This window comes from Glutamicibacter sp. NPDC087831 (assembly GCF_044742845.1).
Classification (GTDB): Bacteria; Actinomycetota; Actinomycetes; order Actinomycetales; family Micrococcaceae; genus Glutamicibacter.
In genome coordinates, this window is the sequence record NZ_JBIUVH010000003.1 from 230913 (window position 1) to 252395 (window position 21483).

Below are 21483 nucleotides of genomic sequence, written 5' to 3' on the forward strand. Positions count from 1 at the left end.
AGCTTCACATCTCATCGCATTCATCCTCACTGAAAAGGACAACGAATCATGGCACACGCACTTCCACAACGCATCCTGGTAGCCCCTTCCGGATTCAAGGAATCCCTCGACGCGGCGGCAGTCGCGGCGGCCATCGGCGCCGGGGTTCGCCGGGCCTTGCCCGGAGCCACGGTCAAGGCAGTGCCCATCGCCGATGGCGGCGAAGGCACCGCAGAAACCCTGGCGTGCGCTACCGGCGGCCACCTGGTGCCAATGGCAGTCACCGGTCCGGTCGGCCAGCAAGTCGAGTCCCACTACGCCATGCTCGGTGGCGAAGCGGCCGGAACGGCAGTCGTCGAAATGGCCGCCGCTGCGGGCCTGCGGCTGGTTCCCCGCGACCAGCGGGATCCGGGAACCACCACCAGCTACGGTGTGGGCGAGCTGATCGCGGCCGCCATTGATGCCGGGGCCTCCAAGATCCTCGTGGGCTGCGGCGACTCGGGTACCTCGGATGGAGGCATGGGGGCATTGCAGGCGCTGGGTGCACGAATCCTTGATGCCAGCGGCCATGAGGTCAAGGCCGGCGGCAACTACCTCGGATCGGTGGACCGGTTGGATCTGTCCGGCCTGCACCCGGCCCTGGCTGCCGGGAATGTCCGGATCACCATGGCGCTGAACCCGCACAATGTGCTGACCGGCCCGCGCGGAGTGGCCCGCGTTTTCGGTCCGCAGAAGGGGGCAACTCCGGAACAGGTCGAAATCATGTCAGCAGGTTTCGAACGCTGGGCCTCGATCCTGCGCCGCGATGCGCTGGAGTCCTCGCGCTCCACGGATTTCGCTTTGGCCCCGGGGACGGGTGCTTCGGGCGGGCTGGGCGCTGGCTTGGCGGCGGTGGGGGCGGTGCTCTTGCCTCGTTTCGAGGCGATCCTGGACTCGGGCTTGGCCGGCATCGATCTGGACTCGATGCTGCGCGGAGCGGATCTGGTCATCACCGCAGAAGGCGCCATCGACTTCCAGACGCCCAAGGGCAAGGTGCCGGCGGAGGTAGCACGGCGCGCGGCGCTGCATGGGGTGCCGGTAGTGGCCCTGGCAGGAACTCTGGGCCGCGGCTGCCGAGACGTGCACGATATCGGAATTGACGCCATTGCCTCGATCATGCCCATCCCGATGACGCTGCAAGAAGCAGTGGATGACGGGGAGCGGCTGCTGATCGAAGCGGCCGAACGCTTCATGCGCACCATCATCCTGGGTGCATCAATGGCAGCAGCCCGGCTCAGCCCGCGCGAGGCTTGGTAGCAGCCAGCGGTCGCGCCCTGAATAGGAACAGGCGTGCTGCCTTGACCGTTGACAACGGCGTTCAAGGCAGCACGCCTGTTTTTCGCGTATTCCCTAGAGCTCGATAGCCGCCACGGCCTGAACCGCGCGTGCCGCCTCGGCGCCCTTCTTCAGGAAATGCTCGAAGTAGAAGCCCTGGTGCTCATCATTCGAGTGGAAGTGGTGCGGGGTCAGGCTGACCGAGAAAGTAGGTACATCGGTATCCAGCTGGACCCGCATCAAGCCGTCCACTACCGCCTGGGCAACGAAGTCGTGGCGGTAGATGCCGCCGTCAACCACGAGGGCTGCGGCTACCACTGCATCGTACTTGCCGGTCTTCGCCAGGCGCTGGGCCTGCAACGGCATTTCGTAGGCGCCGGGTACGCTGACGACATTGATGGTGTATTCCTGCCCGGAAGAATCCATCTCGGCCTTGAAGCCGGCCAGGGCCTGGTCGACGATATCCGCATGCCAGCTGGCCTTGATGAAGGCGACGTTCAATGGCTTGCTCATGAGTTGCTCCCTGATTCTGCGTGCAAATGTCTAAGTCTTTTGATCTACCCTAGTGGCGTGGGTCTCAATGGAATAAATGGGGAAGGGATCCGCGTAACGAATGAGCCGGTTCAGCGCCAGCCCATCAGCGGGGCCACGTGCTTGAGCACTGATTCGATGACGTGGGCGTTGTAGTCCACGCCCAACTGGTTTGGAACGGTGAGAAGGAGCGTATCCGCCGCGGCGATGGCTTCGTCTTCGGCCAGCTTCTTGGCCAGTTCATCTGGTTCCCCGGCATAGGACTTGCCGAAGACCGCACGGGTCTTCTCATCGATGTTGCCGATCTGGTCCGAGCTGTAGCGGTCACGGCCGAAGTACTGCCAGTCGCGCTCATCGGTCAGTGCGAAGATGCTGCGGCTCACCGAGACGCGCGGTTCGCGTGAGTGGCCGGCTTCCTTCCAGGCGTCGCGGTAGAGCTGGATCTGCTCGGCCTGCTGGACGTGGAAGGGCTTGCCCGATTCATCGTCCTTGAGCGTGGAGCTCTGCAGGTTCATGCCCAGCTTCGCGGCCCACACTGCAGTGGCATTGGATCCGGAACCCCACCAGATGCGTTCGCGCAAGGTGTCCGAATGCGGCTCGATGCGCAGCAGGCCCGGGGGATTGGGGAACATCGGGTTCGGGCTAGGCTCGGCGAAGCCTTCCCCGGAAAGCACCTCGAGCAGGCGCTCGGTATGCCGGCGGCCCATATCGGCATCCGATTCGCCCTCGCGCGGCTCGAAGCCGAAGTGGCGCCAGCCGTCAATGACCTGCTCGGGCGAACCACGGCTGATGCCCAGCTGCAGGCGGCGATTGGAAATCAGGTCGGCGGAGCCTGCATCCTCAGCCATGTACAGCGGGTTCTCGTAGCGCATGTCGATGACGCCGGTACCGATCTCGATGCGGCTGGTTCGCGCGCCGATGGCAGCCAGCAGCGGGAACGGGGAGGCGTATTGCTGGGCGAAGTGGTGCACGCGGAAATAGGCGCCGTCCGCGCCGAGCTCCTCGGCGGCGACCGCCAGATCGATGGCCTGCAGCAGGGCATCGGAGGCGGTGCGGGTGCCTGATTGCGGGTGGTCGGTCCAGTGGCCGAAGGACAAGAATCCGATGTTCTTCATGCTTGAGGCAACAAGTAGTCTCGAATGGTTATTCCAGTCCTAGCCTCGTGGTCTGCTAGAACTGGCGGGCGGCGACGCCGGCTCGATGCGCAGTGGCGAGCGCCTCTTCGAGCTGCGCGATAGTCACTGGCTGACCGCGATCGGCAAGGTGCGCGGAGTAGAAATTAGCGGGATCTTGGGCGTAGACGTGAGTGTAGCCACCGGATTCGGGCTCGGCGCGCCACGAATCAGCCAAGGTTCCGGCATTGACCGTATCGAAGCCCAACGCTTGGACAAGTTCCAGCACTTCGGTCTTGGCAGCAAGGTCATCGCCATATATTGGCAACGCGGTCCTCGGAGCTGAATTGACCAGAAGCGGGATGTGATGCGCCACGATGTTGTTGAAGGCTTTGGTGATGCGGGCGCCGGGAAGGAGCGATGCTTCCAATTGCGCAGTAGTGGACTTCAAGGAATCGAGAACTTCTATGCGCCCGTCGCGGGATGGGTAGTAGTTGCCGGTGGATAGGACCGTCTTGTTGGCAAGCACCTGGGTTGGAAGGTCCGAATAAGCCGACAGCGGGATGGCCAACACGACGATATCGCCATATTCAGCGGCTTCAGCAACGGTTGCCGCGTGCGCGTTGTCGCCGAGTTCTTCCACCACGTCGGCGAGCGAGGCGGTGCCGCGTGAGTTCGCGATGGCCACGGTGGCGCCAGCGGCCACAGCTAGGCGAGCAATGGCCTGGCCGATATTTCCGCTACCGATAATCCCGATCTTGGTTGTGCTCATGGGTTGCTCCGAATTCTTATCTTGTGGTCGATGAGGTATCTAAGGGTGAAGAATTTTATGTGGTGCGGGCAAGTTCCTGGCGAACCGTATCCATGAGTCCAGGGAATCGATGATCCAGTTCTTCGGTGCGCAACCAGTTGCGGTGCCGGGTGCCATCAACCTCTTGCCTGATCAAGCCGGATTCCCTGAGGATGCGCCAGTGCCGGGTGAGTGCCGACTTTGAGACACCAAAGTCCGAGCTGCTGCACGCGCCACCGGGGGTTGCGCCAATGTGAGCGATGATGGCGCGCCTGACCGGATCGGCCAGAGCGGCCATGATTTCGAATAGGTCCATTTCCTCTTCGGAGGGAATGGTTAGAGGTCGAGTGAGGCGGCTTGCCACGTTCATTTCCTTAACTCCGAAAGGCGTGCATGTACGCAAAAAAGTGTACATACTAGTTATGTACGCGTCAACATGTACATGCAGAAGGGATCAGGCCCTGCGAATTAGCGGTGCGATAGCTGTGAGGGGTGAAGCGCTGGAGAGCCGCAGGTATTCTGCGAGTTGATGGTTGACCAGATCTCATCGAGCGATAGGCTCAGCGCGGCCGCGACAGCGGCGATGGTGGAAAAAGCGGGAGTGGCGACGCGGCCGGTTTCGATTTTCCGCAGGGTTTCGGGGGAGAGGCCGGCTTGGATCGCGACGTCGAGGATTGTTCGTTCGCCGCGTGCCTGCCGAAGCAGCGCGCCGAGGTTCTTGCCCTGTTCGATTTCCCGGGCGGTAAGCGGCAGTCTGACCATAATGAGACCATTATACCGGTATTAAAATACCGGTATAGTAATTGGAATGATCGAGATTCTCACAGCCAGCGAAGTAGAGCGCGCCCGCGAGACCGGACGCCTTGTCGGAAACATCCTCAATACGCTCAAGCACCGCGTGCAGGTCGGCACCAATCTCTTGGAAATCGACGCCTGGACCAAGGAAATGATCGAGGAGGCCGGCGCGGTCTCCTGCTACCTCGACTACGCCCCGTCCTTCGGCAGCGGCCCCTTCGGCCATTACATCTGCACGGGAGTCAACGATGCGGTGCTCCATGGACTGCCTCGCGACTACCAGCTGGCCGATGGCGACTTGCTCACCCTGGATCTGGCCGTCACCTTGAAAGGCATCGCCTCCGACGCGGCGATCAGCTTCATTGTCGGCACGGCTGCGCGTGCAGAAGACCTGAAGATGATCGAGACCACGCAGCGCGCCCTGGCTGCGGCTATCGCCGAGGCGCGTCCCGGAGCCAAGATCGGCGACCTGTCCTTCGCCATCGGATCGGTGCTGACCGCCGAAGGGTACAAGGTCAACATGGAATTCGGCGGCCACGGCATCGGCAGCACCATGCATCAGGATCCTCACGTTTCCAACGATGGCCGCCGCGGACGCGGGTACACGCTGCGTCCCGGTCTTCTGCTGGCCATCGAACCGTGGGTCATGGCCGATACCAGCAAGCTGGTGACCGACCGCGATGGCTGGACCCTGCGCAGCGCCACCGGCTGCCGCACGGCGCACACCGAGCACACCATTGCCATCACGGAAACTGGCGCGGAGATTCTCACCCTGCCCACCGACCTCTCGGCATAGGCAGAGGCCGGCATGGCGGCGATCAGGCGTTCGGGCTTTCCCCGGTCCCGGCGCCGCGGCGGCGGAGCACCGGTTCGGCCGTGCCGGTGCCGCAGCCCGAGGAGGCGCTGCCGCAGGCCGGGGAAGCAACGGAGGTGCAGCACGATCCGCTGCACCCGCTGGCCCCGGCGTTGCCCGCATCCTCCGGCTGGCGCGAAGCATGGCCGGCGGCTTCGCGCAGCGTCCTGGCCAGCTGCGCCGGGTCCTGGCCTTCTTGGCCCAGCACCACGAACCCCGCGTCGGCAATCATCGCCAGGTCGGCTTTCGCATCCTGCCCTTCGCTGGTCAGATAGTCGCCGAGAAACAGCGAATTGGCCACTTCCAGGGCATTGGCCTGCAAGGAACGCAGGTGCATTTCGCGTCCGCCGGCCATCCGGATTTCCTTGTCCGGGCAGGCTAGCCGCACTACGGCCAGGATCCGCAGGCAGGCGCGCGGGGTCAGGTTCCAGGTGCCTTCCAGCGGAGTGCCGTCGAAAGGCATCAAGAAGTTCACCGGAATGGAATCGGCCTCCAGTGCGCGCAAGGCGAAGATCGCCTCGACCAGCTGCTCGGGCGTTTCGCCCAGTCCAACGATGAGCCCCGAGCAGGGGGAGAGGCCGGCTGACCTGGACTGCTGGACGGTGGAGACGCGCTCGGCGAAGCTGTGGGTGCTGCAGATTTCCGGGTAGAGGGACTCGGCCGTATTCAGGTTGTGGTTGTAGGCGTCGGCGCCGGCCTCCTTGAGCCGCTGGGCCTGCCCCTGCTTCAGGATGCCGATGCAGGCGCAGACCTCGACCTGCGGATGCGCTTCCTTCAATGCGCCGATCATGTCCGCGACGCGTTCCACATCGCGGTCCGTGGGTCCCTTGCCGGAGGCGACCATGCAGACCCGCGAGGCGCCGCCGGCGATGCCCAAACCTGCCTGGCGCACCGCTTCGCCGGGCTTGAGCCAGGTGTATTTCAGGATTTCGGCCTTGGAGCCCAGACGCTGGGAACAGTAGGTGCAGTCCTCGGGGCACAAGCCGGACTTCAGGTTGACCAGGTAGTTGACCTTCACGGTGTTGCCGAAATGCTTGCGCCGCAGCACCCCGGCCGCGCTGACCAGCCGCGAAGTCTGCGCGTCGCTGGTGGCCAGCAGCCCGAGGGCCTCTGCTGCGGTGAGCTGGTGGCCAGCGGAGATGCGTGCGGCCAGCTCGGTGAAATCTGCGGTGTCGGTGCGCTGCGCGGGGATGCTCATGGGTTCCTTCGCCTGGTTGGATGACTGCCTGCCAAGGTGCAGCCATTCTTGAACGGTGTTCAATTGCTGGCACCAATGTACACGAAAAGCCCCCGACTTGAACAATGTTCAAGTCGGGGGCTTGCTCTGCTTTCCACAGCAGTTGCAGACGGCGCGCGTCCCGTGCGGAGCGCCCGCCGCTCAGCTGGAGGTCTTGCTCCGGTAGATCCGCGTGGCCAGCGCCCAAGCCAGGATCAAGATGCCTGCCAGCCAGGCCAGGGCGATCCAGAGCTCGGAACCCACGGGTTCTTGCGACAGCAGGGCGCGCAGCGAATCGACGATAGCAGTGATCGGCTGGTGCTCGGCGAACCAGGCCACCGGCCCGGGCATTGACTCGGTGGGAACGAACGCCGAGGAGATGAAGGGCAGGAAGATCAGCGGGTAGCTGAAGGCGCTGGCGCCATCCACCGATTTCGCGCTCAAGCCGGCAAGCACCGCTACCCAGGTCAGGCTTAGGGTCACCAGGCACAGCAGCGCGAGCACGGCGATCCACGCTGCCATGGAGGCGGAGGAGCGGAAGCCCATGGCCAGGGCGACCCCCAGTACCAGCGCCAGGGACAGGAGGTTCGCCGCCAACGAGGTCGCCACATGGCTCCAGAGCACGCTGGAGCGGGAGATCGGCATGGAGCGCAGGCGCTGCACCAGCCCATCGCGCAGGTCCAGGAACAGCCGGTAGGAGGTGTAGGCGACCCCGGAGGCGATGGTGATGACCAGGATCCCGGGCAGCAGGTAGTTGATATACGGCCCGGTGGCGCTGGTGGCGCTGGTGCCGATAGCCCCGCCGAAAACGTAGGTGAACAGCAGCATCATGGCCACCGGGGTGATGGCCGTGGTGATGATGGTGTCGGGGCTGCGGACAACGTGGCGCATCGAGCGCCCGGTGAGGATTCTGGTTTCCCGCAGTGCCGCGATGCTCATGGCTTGCTCCCTTCGGTTCGCTGGTGGTGGCCGATCAGTTCCAGGAAGATCTCCTCCAGGCTCGGCCGCTTGGCCACCAGCTCGGTGGTGGCCGGCGGCAGCAGGGCCTGGAGTTCGGCCAGCGTGCCCTGGTGGATGATGGTGCCCTCGTGGAGGATGGCGATTTGATCGGCCAGGTGCTCTGCTTCATCCAGGTACTGGGTGGTGAGCAGGATCGTGGTGCCGGACTCGGCCAAGTCGCGGATCACCTGCCAGGTCTCGCGGCGCGATTGGGGATCCAGTCCCGTGGTCGGCTCATCGAGCAGGAGCACCGGCGGGTTGCCGGCCAGTCCCATGGCGATATCAAGGCGCCTGCGCATCCCGCCGGAGTAGGTTCCTGCGGGCCGGTCCGCTGCGTCGCAGAGGTTGAAGCGCTCCAGCAAGCCGTTGGCGATGGACCGCGGATTCTCCAAGCGGAGCAGCCGCGCGATCAGCAGCAAGTTTTCGCGCCCGGTCAGGACCTCGTCCACTGCGGCGAATTGCCCGGTCAGGCCCAGCGACCGGCGGACCTGGACCGGGTTCTCGCGCACTGCAGCTCCGCAGACCCGGGCGGTTCCCGCATCGGCGGGAAGGAGGGTGGCCAGGATCCGCACCAGCGTCGTCTTGCCGGCGCCATTGGAACCGAGCAAGGCGAAGATGCTGCCGGGCTGCACGGTGAAGTCCAGTCCGCGCAGCACGGGCAGCTTCTTGAATGACTTGGCCAGTCCGGTGACCTCGATGGCCGGTTCCGGGGCCAATGCGGTATTCATGTCATTGCTCCTTCGATTCGTTCTCTGCTTCGGAAATGGTGTCGGCCAGGCGGGTGCGTTCCTTGTCGGTCCAGCGCTTGCCCCCGTAGGCCTGGGCGAAGTCATCGGCGAATTCCGCCGGGTCCTGGCCAAGCAGTTCGCGCAGCGCGGTGCCGTTGGCGGCTGCTCCTTCGAAGAGGTCGGCCAGGTCCGAATACATGGAGATCATCGTTTCGGCGTCGGTGACCCCGCTCTGGTTCAGCAGGTAGCGCTGCACTCCTGCAGCGGCCTTGGCATAGGGCTGGGGCAGGGCCTTGAGGCGTGCCATGCTCTGCTTGTACTGCTTCTTCTGCTCCAGTGAGCCGGTGAAAGCTTCAATCCATTTGGCGACCATGATCAGTGCCCTTTCTGCGGGGTGCTCGGGTGGGGGAGGTTGTTGATGCGGGAGACGAGCAGGTTCCAGATGGTCCAGAAGTCGTCGAGCTGCTGCTTGCCGCTGGGGTTGAGGGTGAAGACCTTGCGGGGAGGCCCTTTTTCGGACGGGACTTTCTCCACCGAGACGAGGCCTTTCTGCTCGATGCGCACCAGCAGCGCGTAGATCGTTCCCTCGGCCAGATCGGTGAAGCCGCGTTCGCGCAGTTCCGTGGTGATCTCGTATCCGTAGGCCGGGCGTTCGGCCAGGATCGCCAGGACGATCCCTTCCAAGGTGCCTTTGAGCATCTCGGTCATCTGTGTGGCCATGGTGCACCCCTCTCTACTTAGTGTCATTGAGTACAAGTAGATAGTAGAACTAAGTAGCGGTATTTAGCAATACTTAGTACCAAGATTTTCCAGATATTTTTCGGAGCTTTGGAGAACCGCCATTTGACCAGTGGCAAGATGGCGCAACCGGAAATCCGGTATGCTCCTGGAAGCTGAGCCGGTACTGGATCTATGGAGATGAGGCGCCATGAAGGATGCGAGATGGCATTGGGAGCTGGTCCATGCCGAGCGTGCGCGGTTGACAGGATTGCTGGGCAGCTTGGCTCCGGAGCAGTGGAACGCCCCATCGCTCTGCGCGAACTGGCAGATCCGCGATGTGGCGGCGCATCTGGCGGCCGCCGGATCCACCTCGACCGCCCGCTGGCTGGTGAATATGGCTCGTTCCGGATTCAATGCCGACCGGCACAACGAGCGGCTGCTGCGCCTGCAGCTCGGGGACGGCGCCCGGCAAACGCTGGATAATTTCAATCGTTCTGCCAGCAAATCCATTGCCCCGCTGAAATCGGTGACCGGTTTGCTGGGCGAAGTGGTAGTGCACGGGCAGGACATCGCCCAGGCACTCGATCTGATCCTGCGGCCTGAACCCACGGCACTGCGAGCGGTGGCAGGATTCTTCGCCTCCAAGGACTTCGCAGTCAATAGCAGCACCCTGGTCAAGGGCTTGCGGATGTCGGCGGCGGACGACGCTTTCAGTTGCGGGAACGGTCCCGAGGTGCGTGGCGAACTGCTGGATCTGGTCCTGGCGATGGCCGGAAGGGAACAGGTCCTCCCGCGGCTTCAGGGCGCAGGGGTCGGCGAGCTGGCACGCAGGATCACGGCACAGCCGCGGAAATAGCAAGCATCGCGCCGCACGATGACTGTACGGCGCGATGCTGGGGAAGCCGGCAAATCAGCCAGCGGGAATGAGGGCGGTGGCCAGCGGGTTCTCCAGATCGCCTGCGTAGAGCAGGCCTCCGGACTGGTCGGCGAGATCCAGCATCTGCTGGTTGTTGCGCAACTGCAGGCGGTTCAAGCACGACAGCGGGAAGCTCTGCGCGAAAAGTCCCAGTTGATCAAAGCGTTCAGCGAACTGCGGATGCTGCCCGCGATAATCCAGCAGCCGTTGAACTACGGTCTTCCAGAAATCTGCTTCGGAAAGCAGTTCTTCGGCATCCAGCAGCGGCGCGAGGAAGCGGAAGAACGAATCAAAGACATCCGTGAAGACCGACAATACCGGATCTCCACCGGTGCGTACCCGGCGAATCTCCTCCGGGAGTTCCACCCGGTCCGAGAGCACGGCAATCTCTTCGCCCAGATCCTTGAGCAGGACCTTCTTCACAGCACCGTTCTCAAGCACCATGATCACGTTTTCGCCATGCGGCATGAACACCAAATCATAGGCAGCCAGGCAATGCACCAGCGGAATGAGGTAGGCATCGAGGTAACGGCTTAGCCAGTCGGCCGGTGCTAGCCCGCTGCGGCGAATGAGGGCGCCGGCAAAGGACCTGCCGGACGCATCGACATGCAATAGGCTGGCCATCGTAGCCAACTTTTCTTCCGGGCCCAGCAGGCTGATCGGGGACTCCCGCCACAGCGCAGCCAGCATCTTCCGCTGCGGATCGCTCTTGCCGGTGGCTGCTTCGAACTGCGGGTTGCGGTAGCCTACGGCCGCAATTTCACGCAGCAGGGCGACCGGCTGGATCGAGAGCACCGGGTCCTTTGCGAACAGCTCGCCCAACCACTGGTTGATCGCGGGAGTCACCTTCATGTACTCGGCACTGAGCCCGCGCATGAACCCCATATTCAAGATCGACATTGCCGTCTTGACGTAGTGTCGTTCCGGGTTGGACAGGTTGAAGAAGGTGCGGATCGACTGCTGCGCCTGGTACTCGTCAACGCTGGTGCCCAGCCAGATCAATTGCTTGCGGGCAATATCATTGGCGAACGTGATCGACAGGCGGTTCTCCCATTGCCAAGGGTGCACCGGAATGAAGATGTAGTCCCCGGCCGCATAGCCGGTGCCGAACAAGGAGGCCTCCAGGGCCGCATCCAAGCGCTGGCGCTCGGCTGGATCCAGCTCGGCGGCCAGCAGCCCTTCGTAATCCAGCGAATCCACGGCGTCGAATTGTGCTCGGGACTTGTGGGCGGCAGCCCAGCCAAGGTGCAGGGCGGAACCGGTTTCGGGGGCGTACCTCAGGTAGTCGGTGCGCCCGATGCCCATTCTTCCGTTGTTGGCTATGAAGCACGGGTGGCCCTCGGTCATGGAAGATTCGATGAGCTGGAAGGACTGTGCGGCTGTGCCGTCGAACCGGGCCAGCTGTGCTGAATTATGGGTTGCATGAACCTGCTTGTAGCAGTGGCTGGCCAGCGTGGATGAGAGCTCTTCAAGGTAGGTGGGCAGCTGCACCGGGGAAAGCGTGAGTTCCTGGCAGAAGTGGGTGATGAACTCAATGGCGTCTACCTCTGCCTGCTGCCAGCTGCCGTCAACGAAGTGGTGGTGTTCCACGGACTGCGGTGAAACCAACCAGTGGTTCAGCTGGTACCGCTGGGCGCTGAAGCTGTAGCGGTGGGCATCCTTCTGGACTGAGTAGCGGTTTTCTCCATGGCCGGCAGGCTCCAGGAGGCGCTCATGCGAAAATTCGCCCAGGGCCTTGGCCAAGACATGGCGGTTGGCGATGTCCCAACGTGCAGGGGAGAGGAATGAGGATTCCAAGCCGCGGCCGGTAGCGGTTTCGAAATCCTGGCGAGTGCAGATGGACAGCAGTGCCTGCTTGATTGAGCCGTCTGCCTCGGAAAGCTCCACTGGACGTACCGGGCTGAAGCCAACGCGGGCATTCAGGGCATGGATGGCTTTGTTGCGCAGGTCAGGTTCCACGATGATTCGTTCGGTTCCGGGCAGGGCGAAAGCCTGGACCATGGCCGAGGAGAGAGCGTCGAGGGTGAACCCAGGCTGCGGCTCGGTGGCTGCCGGAGCCAGGAAGTGCAGTCCACGGTCGCCGCGGACGCAGTTGTATGCATCGGCCAGTGGCGATGCTGCTGGGTCGTAGAGCTCGACAAGGAATTTCTCGTCCCCTGATGCATCAATGCCGAAGAGGACTTCGTAGCCTGGGGTGCCAAGCAATGTGCGGTATTCTGCTTCGATTTCCTTTTCGGTTGCGTTGGCCATGCCCCAGAAGGAGGCATGCGCGGTGGCAATCCACGAATGCAGCAGCGCAGTATCCCCGGGCAACGTCACGGAACGGAAAGTGTAGTTGGTCATCGGAAGTTCCTTAGGCTCGTGCGCTGGCAGTGGCGGAAGTGGGCAAGCCGCTGAGTTCAGCGGCGCCGAATCGCTGGAAAGCGATCCGTCGCTCGACCGGGTAGACCTCGCGTCCAGCCAAGCGGTTGATAATTACTGAATTGCGGTAGGCTCCCATGCCCAGATCCGGAGCGGTGAAGCCGTGGGTGTGCAGTTCAGCGTTCTGCACGAAGATGTCCTGGTCCAACCCGATGGAATATTCGCGATCTACATTGAAGCGGCCATCGGGAAGGTAATCGATGCGTTGGCTGATGCCTTGCAAGAAGTCCGGAGTGCCTGCGCGGTAGCCGGTTGCCATGACAAGGTGGTCGGCGAGGAATTCCAGGTCTTCACCGGTGCGTTCATGGCGCAAGCTGATGGCCAGGTGATCCGTGTCAGCGCCGATGCTCGTGGCCGCGCAGCCGGTACGCAGGTGCACATTCGCTGAGCCATTGACGCTTCGCTGGTAGAGCTCCTCGTGGATTTCGTTGATCAAGTCCGCGTTGATCCCCTTGTAGAGCCCCTTTTGCTCTGCTGACAGGACATCCCGCTGATCCATGGGCAGGGCATGGAAGTGGTCGATGTATTCCGGAGATGTCATCTCCAAAGTGAGCTTGGTGTATTCCAGCGGGAAGTAGCGTTCTGAACGCGTTGCCCACACCAGATGATCCTCTTCTGGCAAGCTGCGCAGAAGATCCAAGAAGATTTCTGCGGCGCTCTGGCCGCTGCCGAGCACAGCAGTTACTTGCGGGCCGGAACCTGCGGTCCGGGAAGATAGGAGTTTCTCGCGGTGGAAGGCGTAGTCGCTTGAGTGCACCACGTTGCCGGTGGCTTGTGCTTCCGTGGTGAGAACCGGCGGCAGATAAGGCTGGGATCCGGTGCCTAGCACCAACTTGTCTGCTGTGAAGCGGGTCAGTCCTGCGGCAGTGAGCACCGACAACCGGTAGACCCCGTCGTGGTATTCGGCTTCGAGCACCCGGTGCCCGAATCGTACGCTTTGAATATTTTCTGCGGCCCACGCCAGGTAGTTGGAATACTCCTCGCGCAGCGCGTAGAAGTCTTCGCGGATATAGAACGGGTAAAGCCGCTGTTTTTCCTTGAGATAGTTCAAGAACGAATGCTTGCTGGTCGGGTCCGCCATGGTCACCAGATCTGCCATGAAGGGAACCTGGAGATGGGTTCCGGGAAGCATCATGCCAGGGTGCCAGACGAACTTCTCTCCGGCTTCCAGAACTGCAACGTGCAGATCATCCAATCCATCGGCCAAGGCGGCAAAACCCAGATTGAAAGGGCCAGCGCCAATAGCGATGACGTCAAAGTGCTCGGTAGGTTCAATCATTTCTTCTCTCCAAGGGTGCGTTCGGCCAGCAGTCCGGAACCAATCCGGCAGATAGCGTCGAGGATCTCGCTGATATCGGCCAGGGTCGTATTCGGATTGAGCAGCGTCAGTTTCAGCAGGCGTTTGCCTTTGACCGTGGTGGCGGCGATCATCGCTTCGCCGCTGGCATAGAGGCGTTGGCGGATCTGGTTGGCCAGGGCATTGTGCTCGTCCAGTTCCAGTGGGTGCTGTGGATCTTCAAAGGAGAAGACCAGCGTGCTCAGCTGCACGTCGGCTGCCATCCGAAGCTGGGCGCGCATGGCAACTTCCTGTTGAGCGTCCTCTGCCAAGGCGATGACCTGGTCGAACATGGCACCCAAACGGCTGGCCCCCAAAGAGCGCAACGTGACCCACAGCTTCAGCGCATCGAAGCGCCGTGTGGTCTGCAGGGACTTCGAGACCTGGTTGGGGGTGGACTCGGCCTCCGCACGCGGGTTCAGGTACTCGGCATAGTGGGCGATGGATTCCAAGGAGGCTGCCGAGCGGACCACCAAGGCGCTGGAGCCGATGGGCTGGAAGAAGGACTTGTGGTAATCCACGGTGACCGAGTCGGCCAATTCAATGCCGTCCAACCGGTGGCGGTGGGAGTTGGAGACGAGCAGGCCGCAACCGTATGCGGCATCCACATGGAACCACGCGCCTACTTCTGTGGCGATAGCACTTAGCTGGGGCAACGGATCGATGGCCCCGAAGTCGGTATTCCCGCTGGTGGCGGAGATGGCCATGGGCACCAATCCGGCGGCGAGGTCTGCGTCCAGGCGCACGCGCAATGCATGCGCATCCATGCGGTGCTGGGCGTCTGTAGGGATCGCCACGGCCGCGTCGTAGCCCAGGCCAAGGAGCATCGCGGCGTTGCGAATCGAGAAGTGCGCATCTTCCGAGCAATAGATCCGCAGATTAGCCAGCCGTTCAGGCAAGGTGCCCCGCAGCTTTGCGGTAGCGGTGTTTCGTGCGATCAGCATGGCCTGAAGGTTGGATTGAGTTCCGCCAGAGGTAAAGATTCCGTCGGCCTGTCCGGTCCCGAAGCCGATCAGATCGGCGGTGAAATCGATGAGCTTGCGCTCGATCAGTGTTGCTCCAGCGCTCTGGTCAAAAGTGTCCATCGAGGTGTTGATGCTCGTGACGAAGTTCTCGGCGACCACCGCAGGGATCACGACAGGGCAGTTCAAGTGCGCCGCGTACTTCGGATCGTGGAAGTAGACCGCGTCGTTGAAATACAACTCATTCAGCTCGGTGAACGAGTCCTGGGTTGAACCCAATGGACTATGCAGGTCGACCAGGTCGATGCGTTCCTGCAACTGCTGCGGAGTCGGTCCGGTCGTCGGCGCGTTCACCGATGCCAACCGGTGGGCCACGCGTGAAATGGCTTCACGCGACTCATTTTCGTAGACACGGGCGGTGTCTGCGCAGAGCAACGAATCATCGTAGATCGGCAGTGGTAGATCAGGCATTTGCAGGGTAGGCAGTGAGGCACCCAAAAGCATGCTCCTCAGATAGAGACAATCAATAGTTGGTCAGGCTCACCTAACAAGAATCTATTAACAACACACTTCAATTAGTTAATGCAAGCCGAGTAATTCACTCTCTCCGCCAGGAGAAAAGTTTCTACATTTTCCTGCGGGTGGCGCCCGGCTGTGATAAGTTAGCCGCTGACCTGCATCTGAGCGGGGATGAAGTTGGACCCCTGCGAGGTTGAAGTGGAGAGAACTTCTCGACTTCCAATGTCCCGGAATTATCACTAATCGTTTGATTGCACTTTCAAGCTAGAACTGTATGATCAAACAGTTAGAGCAAGGGAGGGCTAGTGGCCACGGCAAGCCAGGGAAAAGTCCAGCGATCCCAGCGTCTGCTCCTCGGGTCGAACGCAACGGACGCGGCAGGACGCTCACTTTCTGATATCACGATTGATCTGCTGTTCGTGGGCACCCTTGGCGCAACTGCCATGCAGATGGGAGTGCTCAATGCGCTTGGCTCCCTTTCCTTTGTGCTCGCCAGCATCCCCGCGGGCCATTTGGTCGACAAGTATTCCGCGTTGCGGGTCCTGCGCATCGGTCTCGGGTCCAAGCTTTTCCTGCTGGGGTGCCTAGCGGCACTGTCCTTCGCCGAGGAACTAACGATCCCGCTGGGGATGCTGTTGTGCGCAATGCTCGGCTTCTGCAATGTATTTTCCGAAACGTCCCAAACCACTGCCGTTCCGCAGCTCATCGGAGATGAACCTGAAGTCCGAGCGGCGAGCATTAGCAAGCTGATCGCCTCGCTGGGAGCTGCGGACCAGTCAATGACCGTGATTGTCCCGGCCTTGGCGGGAACCGGCTTCGCGCTGTGGGGAGCGCCAGCGCTGCTGAGCATCTCGACGGCACTGGGCCTGCTGGCAATGCTGATGGCGCTGCAGGTGCGTTCCTCTCGCCTGTCGCCAGGCCCTGGCCGCCGCCCCGGGCCGTCGACCGAACAGGGCGGCATCCTGGCTGGCTTCAGGTATCTGGCCCGGCACCGCCTGCTCTTGGCAATTACCGTTGCAGTGATGTTCTCCAACTTGGGGCTGGCCATCGGGTCATCGGTGGAAGCGATCTTCATTATCAACGAGCTCGGCTTTGGCGAATTCGGGTACGGCCTTTTCGCCTCGGTGGGTGGCATTGGCGGGCTAATTGGAGCTGCTATCGCAGGAACGCTGGCTGGAAAATTCGCTCCGGCAACCTTGCTGATCTACACCGGTTCGATGCAGGCAGTTTTGGCGGGCTGCGTATTGGCCGCGGCTTATGCAACCGAAATGTGGTCCATGGTGCTGCTGGGAATTTTCGCGCTGGGATGGGGAATCGTCGTGCTGCTCTTCAATATTGCTGCCTCGTCCTGGATTGTGCAGATCGTTCCGGAGCAGCTGCTGGGCCGGGTCCTAAGTGCACGCCGGTTATTCACCTTTGGAGTAGTACCCGTTGGCGGATTGGCGGGCGGCGCATTGGCCAGCGCGTGGGGGATTACCGCTGGACTGCTTGCCTGGGTCGTTGCCGCAACCCTCTCAGTTATTAGCTACCTAGTGATGCGCGGCCCCGCAAGCCGTTAGGCTGGAAAGCATACGCACCACGAAGTAAAGGCAACCGCGCACGTGAAACTCGTTATCGACGCTCGATACACCCGCATCACCCACCATGATGGCATTAGCCGGTATACCGCCGGGTTGATCGAGGCCGCCAGCAAGCTTGCCGAGGTCACGATGCTGGTCAACGACACCAGGCAGCTGGCAATGCTCCCCGACGTTCCGTATCTGAAAATTTCCGGGCCCACGAGCGTGCTCGAGCCATTCGTCGCCCTGCAGATCAACAAGCTCAAGCCTGATGTCGTGTTCTCGCCCATGCAGACCATCGGATCGTTGGGGCGGAAATATCCCTTGGTCCTGACCTTGCATGATTTGATCTACTACTCGCATCCGCATGCACCGAAGTTCCTGCCTGCTCCGATTCGCGCTGGATGGTTCTTGTTCCATCAGGTCTACTGGCCGCAGCGGATGCTCCTGAATCGTGCCGACGCGGTGGCTACCGTTTCCAACACCACAGCCGATCTCATGCGCAGGCATCGACTGACCAAGAAGCATATTGGACTGGTGTCCAACGCCCCCACCGGAAATTTTGCTCGTCGAGACCAAGCGAAGCGCCCCAAGAAGACCTTGGTCTATATGGGTTCCTTCATGGAATACAAGAACGTCGAGACACTCATCCGCGGCATGGCGCACCTGCCGGACTATGAGCTGCACCTGCTAAGCGGGATCAACGAGCAACGTCATGCTGAATTATCCAAGCTCATCCCCTCGCAATCCACAGTGGTATTCCACCGCGGTGTCAGCGATGAGGAATACGAGCGGCTGCTCAGCGAATGCACTGCCTTGGTAACCCTTTCGCGAGAAGAAGGCTACGGGCTTCCCCTGGTCGAAGCGATGAGCATGGGAACTCCGGTGATTGCCACCGATATGCCGATTTTCAGGGAAGTCGCGGATGACGCCGCGCTGTACGCTTCGGCAGATGATGCACAAGGCTTCGCGGACCAAGTACGCACTTTGGATGAGCAGGCTACCTGGAGACAGTATTCGCAACGCGCCGTGGAACGAGCCGGGCACTACTCATGGGAACAATCAGCGCAGCAGCTGCTGGATTTGGCCAGATATGCGGCAGATCACAGAAAGTAGTTTGCTGCTGCTTGGTGGATAAGCATCCGGTCTCGCCCGGAAAATGGCGGAATTTCGGGGCAGGGAACGCATGCTCCGCAACGGGAACTTCCGATTTGAAAACGGCACTTGGCCAGTGCTAAAGTATTACTCGTTGCATTCCTCCATAGCTCAATTGGCAGAGCATTCGACTGTTAATCGAAGGGTTACTGGTTCAAGTCCAGTTGGAGGAGCCAAAAAAACCTCCCAGCTCCGCAAGTAGCTGGGAGGTTTTGTTTTACCCAAAAGCGGTCGTTGCCATGCGCAAATTCGAAGTGAAAACCCAGCAACACCCGAACCTCCTATAACCACAGGTGATTAGACGATAGACTTTCGAATCGTTAACAGTTACACCCACAGCATGAGATAAATGCAGTGGGTTTTACGCCTGAAGACTGAGTCGTATGCGGCAACCGGGGTGTTAGCGTTTGATGTACCGGTTGCTGAGCGATCGAGAATATGGAGAAACCATGTCTGAAGCTGAATCGACGCAAGCTGACGAAAGCCTTAAGTCGAGTGTCAAGAGTGCTAAGACGCAGGTTGATGGTCTCAAGGAGCTTGTTCCACAACAGCTCTCGGACGAGATCAAACTCGCGACTACGGTACTCAAAGGCAAGGGAATCAGCATTGGCATGGCGGCGGCGCTCGCCGGAGCTGCACTGCTCGTAGTGCTGCTCTTCGTCATTGCTGTTGTAGTTACCCTGGTCAATGTATTGGCTCTCTGGTTGCCCGGTTGGGCAGCCGCATTGATCGTTGCAGGATTCTTCTTGCTGGTTGCTGCCATCTTGGGATTGGTCGGATATGCCAAGGTCAAGAAGGCACTGCCGCTGAAACCGGAAGCAGCTATTCGCGGACTCCGCCACGACTTGGGCGTGCTCAAGGACGGCAGCGCCTTCGATGTCAGCACTCTTGATGAGCCGCTGAAGAAGAAGTCGGCTGAGGATGACGAGAAGGCTGAAAAGAAGAAGGAACCGAAGCCTCCGGCACCGAGTGCCGATGAGCTGATCCTTCGCACCAAGCGTCGCCGCCGCCAGATCCAGGCTCTGCGTGACAACCTGGGCGAGAGCGTGCAAGCGCCACTGGCCAAGATCGACAAGATTCGTTCGTTCACCCAGGGAGCTGGGGAAAAGTTCTCCGGAGCAGCTGCCAAGGCGAAGGGATTCGTTCGCCCTTCCCCGTCTTCGTCTTCCGAAGACCAATCGGAGGCTGACAGAGCCGGCTCAAACCGCTTAGAGCAGGCACGACCGTATATCGTGATGGCAGGTTCCGGGCTGGCGCTGATGGCTGTTGTCCGCGCATTGTTCAAGCGCTCCTAGGTCTTTCGCCGACGGGGCCAGGCATTAGCCGTACCAAGCGTGCGCGTGCCCCGTCGTATGAAAACTTAGGCTAGAAAGGCACTGACATGGTTTGGATCGCTATTGCAGCGGCACTATGCAGTGCCTTTTGTCTTGCCTTTGGAGCGCACTTCCAATCGCAGGCAGTCCGCAGTGCTGTTGGCGGTCTGGACCTGACAATTAAGAATGTCGGGAAGCTGGCCCGCAATAAACGCTGGATGAGCGGACTGGGGCTGATGGCTCTTGGCATGGCCTTGAATGTTTTCGCGCTAGCCAGCGCGCCCTTGACGGTGGTTCAGCCAATTGGTGCCATTGCATTGGTGATCACTGCGATGGTCAATGCCAAGGAAACCGACCTGACGATGAATCGTCCCACCGTATTGGCGATCATCAGCTGCATGGTGGGTTCGGTTGGCTTCGTGCTTCTGGCCGTCACTGCCACTAGCAGCAACCAGGAGGTAAACGACTACGAAGCGCACTTGATTGAAATGATCTTGGCGGTAGTCGTTGCCATCGTGGGATTGGCCACCATCTTCTTCCACAAGAAGCTCGGTGCGTTCTTCTTCATCCTCGGTGCTGGCGTTCTATTCGGATTCGTCGCCGTACTGGTTCGAACCATTGCAATCGCCGTGATGAATATCGGCGACGGCAGCTTTGTCCAGCTGCCTTGGCTGGCTGGCCTAGCGGTAGTTGTAGCTGGCCTTCTCGGCTCGTATTTTGTGCAAAAGGCCTACTCAAAGGGACCTCCTGACCTTGTCATCGCAGGGTTGACGGTGATTGACCCAATAATTGGCATTGCCATTGGAATCGGCATCCTCGGGGAGCTGCGTCCTGATGTTCCGGTACTGGTCACCGTGCTGATGCTGGTGGCTGCTGGTTTGGCTATCGTCGGTGTGACCGCACTGTCCAGACATCACCCGGATGTTATTGAACGCCGGAACCAGTCTGAAGCAGAAAAATCCATGCCTGATTCCAAATAGACTGAAGCTGCAGATTTTAATAGAAACTACAACGCGTGTGAACGCCGAAGGATGCTCGTGGCCAAGGAAAAACCGCTGACCATCGTCATTGCTGCTGACACTTATCCGCCAGACGTCAACGGTGCAGCGATGTTTTGCTACCGGTTGGCTACTGCGATGCATGCACGCGGCCACCGGGTGCATGTGCTGGCGGCCCGTGGAGATAAGGGCAAGACCTACACCGAGATCCGTGATGAAGCAATTGTGCATCGTCTGGAATCGCATTCGGTACCTACCCACGAGTACTTCCGCATCGTGTTCCCGTGGGAAGTCAATCGGCAGATCAGCAAGCTGCTCTCGGATATCAAGCCCGATGTAGTCCACGCCCAGAGCCACTATATGATTGGCCAGCGCACGATCGGATGGGCTCGCAAGAACAAGGTTCGTTCCATCGCCACGAACCACTTCATGCCGGAAAACCTCGACCCCTTCCTGCCCTTCCCGCAGTGGTTCAAGCGAATTGTCGCGCAGAATTCGTGGAGAGACATGGGGAAGATCTTTGGGCGGGCAGACGCCGTCACGACCCCGACTCCACTGGCGGCCAAGGCAATGCGTGAGCGTGCCAAACTGAACCGGGTGCTTCCGCTGTCTAACGGGATCGAGATCGGCAACTACGAGCTGGCGGCAGGGGAAGAAATCATTAAAAACGAGTTCCCCACGATCTTGTTCGCAGGCCGTCTTGCCGTTGAGAAGAACATCAATGAACTCATCGAGGCATTGCCTTTAATGAGCCAGGTGCCGGATGCCATCATTGAAATTGTTGGCGGGGGAGAGCAACGCGCTCACTTGGAGAAGATCGCCGACGAATTGCAGCTGCGAGACCGTGTCCGTTTCCTTGGGCATGTAAGTGATGAACAACTGCGCCAGGCCTACCTGCGTTGCGATGTGTTCTGCCAACCAGGCACGGCCGAACTGCAGTCATTGGTAACCCTGGAAGCACTCTCGGCTTCCAAACCCGTCGTTCTGGCCAACGCGATGGCCCTGCCGCACCTGGTAGACGAAGGCATCAATGGTTACATGTTCACGCCGGGAGACCGGCAGGATCTGGCCAACAAGCTAGACCAGGTTCTTGCCTTGGATGGGCAGCGCCGTGCCAAGATGGGTGAAGCCGGGCACGAAAAGGTGAAGAACCACGCGCAGGAAAAGACAATGAACTCCTTCGAAGCCCTTTACCGCGGCCACGAAGTTTCCACCCATTAATAGGTTCATCGTCATCGGGTGCGTCAAGTCGGTGTTTCGGCTAGTG

21 protein-coding genes and 1 tRNA gene are annotated in these 21483 nt (G+C 60.7%); 9 read left to right on the top strand and 13 right to left on the bottom strand.

The window, feature by feature from the left end; genetic code table 11:
- Positions 1-48: 48 nt before the first annotated feature.
- Entirely contained in the window at positions 49-1275 is a 1227-nt protein-coding gene (locus ACIOJF_RS11860; protein WP_402696393.1) for a glycerate kinase, read from the top strand.
- Positions 1276-1368: 93 nt separating this feature from the next.
- On the opposite strand, the gene ACIOJF_RS11865 is transcribed toward ACIOJF_RS11860, so the two are convergent.
- The 5 genes from ACIOJF_RS11865 to ACIOJF_RS11885 form a co-directional block, all read right to left on the bottom strand.
- Entirely contained in the window at positions 1369-1806 is a 438-nt protein-coding gene (locus ACIOJF_RS11865) for a 6,7-dimethyl-8-ribityllumazine synthase (RefSeq protein WP_105657220.1), read from the bottom strand.
- Between the two features lie 110 nt (positions 1807-1916).
- Complete coding sequence (locus tag ACIOJF_RS11870; protein ID WP_105657221.1) at positions 1917-2939, bottom strand: LLM class flavin-dependent oxidoreductase; 1023 nt, start codon at positions 2937-2939, stop codon at positions 1917-1919.
- A 55-nt stretch (positions 2940-2994) separates the two neighbouring features.
- Positions 2995-3747 (bottom strand): NADPH-dependent F420 reductase, encoded by a 753-nt coding sequence (locus tag ACIOJF_RS11875; RefSeq protein ID WP_286134163.1) that lies wholly within the window; start codon positions 3745-3747, stop codon positions 2995-2997.
- Between the two features lie 16 nt (positions 3748-3763).
- Complete coding sequence (locus ACIOJF_RS11880) at positions 3764-4090, bottom strand: helix-turn-helix transcriptional regulator (protein WP_105657301.1); 327 nt, start codon at positions 4088-4090, stop codon at positions 3764-3766.
- A 104-nt stretch (positions 4091-4194) separates the two neighbouring features.
- Positions 4195-4488, bottom strand: a complete 294-nt coding sequence (locus ACIOJF_RS11885; RefSeq protein ID WP_105657223.1) for a helix-turn-helix transcriptional regulator — start codon at positions 4486-4488, stop codon at positions 4195-4197.
- A gap of 46 nt (positions 4489-4534) precedes the next feature.
- Here ACIOJF_RS11885 and map point away from each other — a divergent pair, with 46 nt between their 5' ends.
- Positions 4535-5317, top strand: coding sequence for a type I methionyl aminopeptidase (map, locus tag ACIOJF_RS11890; protein WP_105657224.1), 783 nt, complete (start codon positions 4535-4537; stop codon positions 5315-5317).
- Between the two features lie 22 nt (positions 5318-5339).
- On the opposite strand, the gene bioB is transcribed toward map, so the two are convergent.
- From bioB to ACIOJF_RS11915, 5 genes are all read right to left on the bottom strand, one after another.
- Positions 5340-6572 (bottom strand): biotin synthase BioB, encoded by a 1233-nt coding sequence (gene bioB, locus ACIOJF_RS11895; protein WP_402696389.1) that lies wholly within the window; start codon positions 6570-6572, stop codon positions 5340-5342.
- Between the two features lie 180 nt (positions 6573-6752).
- Positions 6753-7529: an ABC transporter permease gene (locus ACIOJF_RS11900; protein ID WP_105657226.1), complete on the bottom strand. Its 777-nt coding sequence runs from the start codon at positions 7527-7529 to the stop codon at positions 6753-6755.
- Positions 7526-8317 (bottom strand): ATP-binding cassette domain-containing protein, encoded by a 792-nt coding sequence (locus ACIOJF_RS11905; RefSeq protein WP_332486651.1) that lies wholly within the window; start codon positions 8315-8317, stop codon positions 7526-7528. The genes ACIOJF_RS11900 and ACIOJF_RS11905 overlap by 4 nt, the downstream gene beginning before the upstream one ends.
- Position 8318: 1 nt before the next feature.
- Complete coding sequence (locus ACIOJF_RS11910; protein ID WP_105657228.1) at positions 8319-8690, bottom strand: DUF1048 domain-containing protein; 372 nt, start codon at positions 8688-8690, stop codon at positions 8319-8321.
- A gap of 2 nt (positions 8691-8692) precedes the next feature.
- Positions 8693-9037: a PadR family transcriptional regulator gene (locus ACIOJF_RS11915; RefSeq protein ID WP_105657229.1), complete on the bottom strand. Its 345-nt coding sequence runs from the start codon at positions 9035-9037 to the stop codon at positions 8693-8695.
- A 208-nt stretch (positions 9038-9245) separates the two neighbouring features.
- Between ACIOJF_RS11915 and ACIOJF_RS11920 the strand changes: the two genes are divergently transcribed.
- On the top strand, positions 9246-9893 hold the full coding sequence (locus ACIOJF_RS11920) for a maleylpyruvate isomerase family mycothiol-dependent enzyme (protein WP_105657230.1): 648 nt from the start codon (positions 9246-9248) through the stop codon (positions 9891-9893).
- 54 nt (positions 9894-9947) lie between these two features.
- Here the strand turns inward: ACIOJF_RS11920 and ACIOJF_RS11925 are convergent, their stop codons facing one another.
- Genes ACIOJF_RS11925 through ACIOJF_RS11935 form a run of 3 tightly spaced genes read right to left on the bottom strand, consistent with a single transcriptional unit; the run spans position 9948 to position 15143 of the window.
- Positions 9948-12296, bottom strand: a complete 2349-nt coding sequence (locus ACIOJF_RS11925) for a GNAT family N-acetyltransferase (protein ID WP_402735543.1) — start codon at positions 12294-12296, stop codon at positions 9948-9950.
- A 10-nt stretch (positions 12297-12306) separates the two neighbouring features.
- On the bottom strand, positions 12307-13653 hold the full coding sequence (locus tag ACIOJF_RS11930) for a lysine N(6)-hydroxylase/L-ornithine N(5)-oxygenase family protein (RefSeq protein WP_402735544.1): 1347 nt from the start codon (positions 13651-13653) through the stop codon (positions 12307-12309).
- The gene (locus ACIOJF_RS11935) at positions 13650-15143 is read right to left on the bottom strand and encodes an aspartate aminotransferase family protein (RefSeq protein WP_105661913.1); all 1494 of its coding nucleotides are present in this window, start codon (positions 15141-15143) and stop codon (positions 13650-13652) included. The genes ACIOJF_RS11930 and ACIOJF_RS11935 overlap by 4 nt, the downstream gene beginning before the upstream one ends.
- 353 nt (positions 15144-15496) lie before the next feature.
- Here ACIOJF_RS11935 and ACIOJF_RS11940 point away from each other — a divergent pair, with 353 nt between their 5' ends.
- The 6 genes from ACIOJF_RS11940 to ACIOJF_RS11965 all read left to right on the top strand — a co-directional run bounded on the left by ACIOJF_RS11940 (position 15497) and on the right by ACIOJF_RS11965 (position 21437).
- Positions 15497-16750 carry an MFS transporter gene (locus ACIOJF_RS11940; protein WP_402735545.1) on the top strand — a complete coding sequence of 418 codons (1254 nt, stop codon included), beginning with the start codon at positions 15497-15499 and terminating at the stop codon, positions 16748-16750.
- A 42-nt stretch (positions 16751-16792) separates the two neighbouring features.
- Positions 16793-17866: a glycosyltransferase family 4 protein gene (locus ACIOJF_RS11945; RefSeq protein ID WP_402735546.1), complete on the top strand. Its 1074-nt coding sequence runs from the start codon at positions 16793-16795 to the stop codon at positions 17864-17866.
- A gap of 139 nt (positions 17867-18005) precedes the next feature.
- A tRNA-Asn gene (locus ACIOJF_RS11950) sits at positions 18006-18081 on the top strand.
- A 273-nt stretch (positions 18082-18354) separates the two neighbouring features.
- Positions 18355-19200: a phage holin family protein gene (locus ACIOJF_RS11955; protein ID WP_166650650.1), complete on the top strand. Its 846-nt coding sequence runs from the start codon at positions 18355-18357 to the stop codon at positions 19198-19200.
- A gap of 86 nt (positions 19201-19286) precedes the next feature.
- On the top strand, positions 19287-20198 hold the full coding sequence (locus ACIOJF_RS11960) for a DMT family transporter (RefSeq protein WP_105657236.1): 912 nt from the start codon (positions 19287-19289) through the stop codon (positions 20196-20198).
- A gap of 51 nt (positions 20199-20249) precedes the next feature.
- Complete coding sequence (locus ACIOJF_RS11965; protein ID WP_105657237.1) at positions 20250-21437, top strand: glycosyltransferase; 1188 nt, start codon at positions 20250-20252, stop codon at positions 21435-21437.
- Positions 21438-21483: the final 46 nt, after the last annotated feature.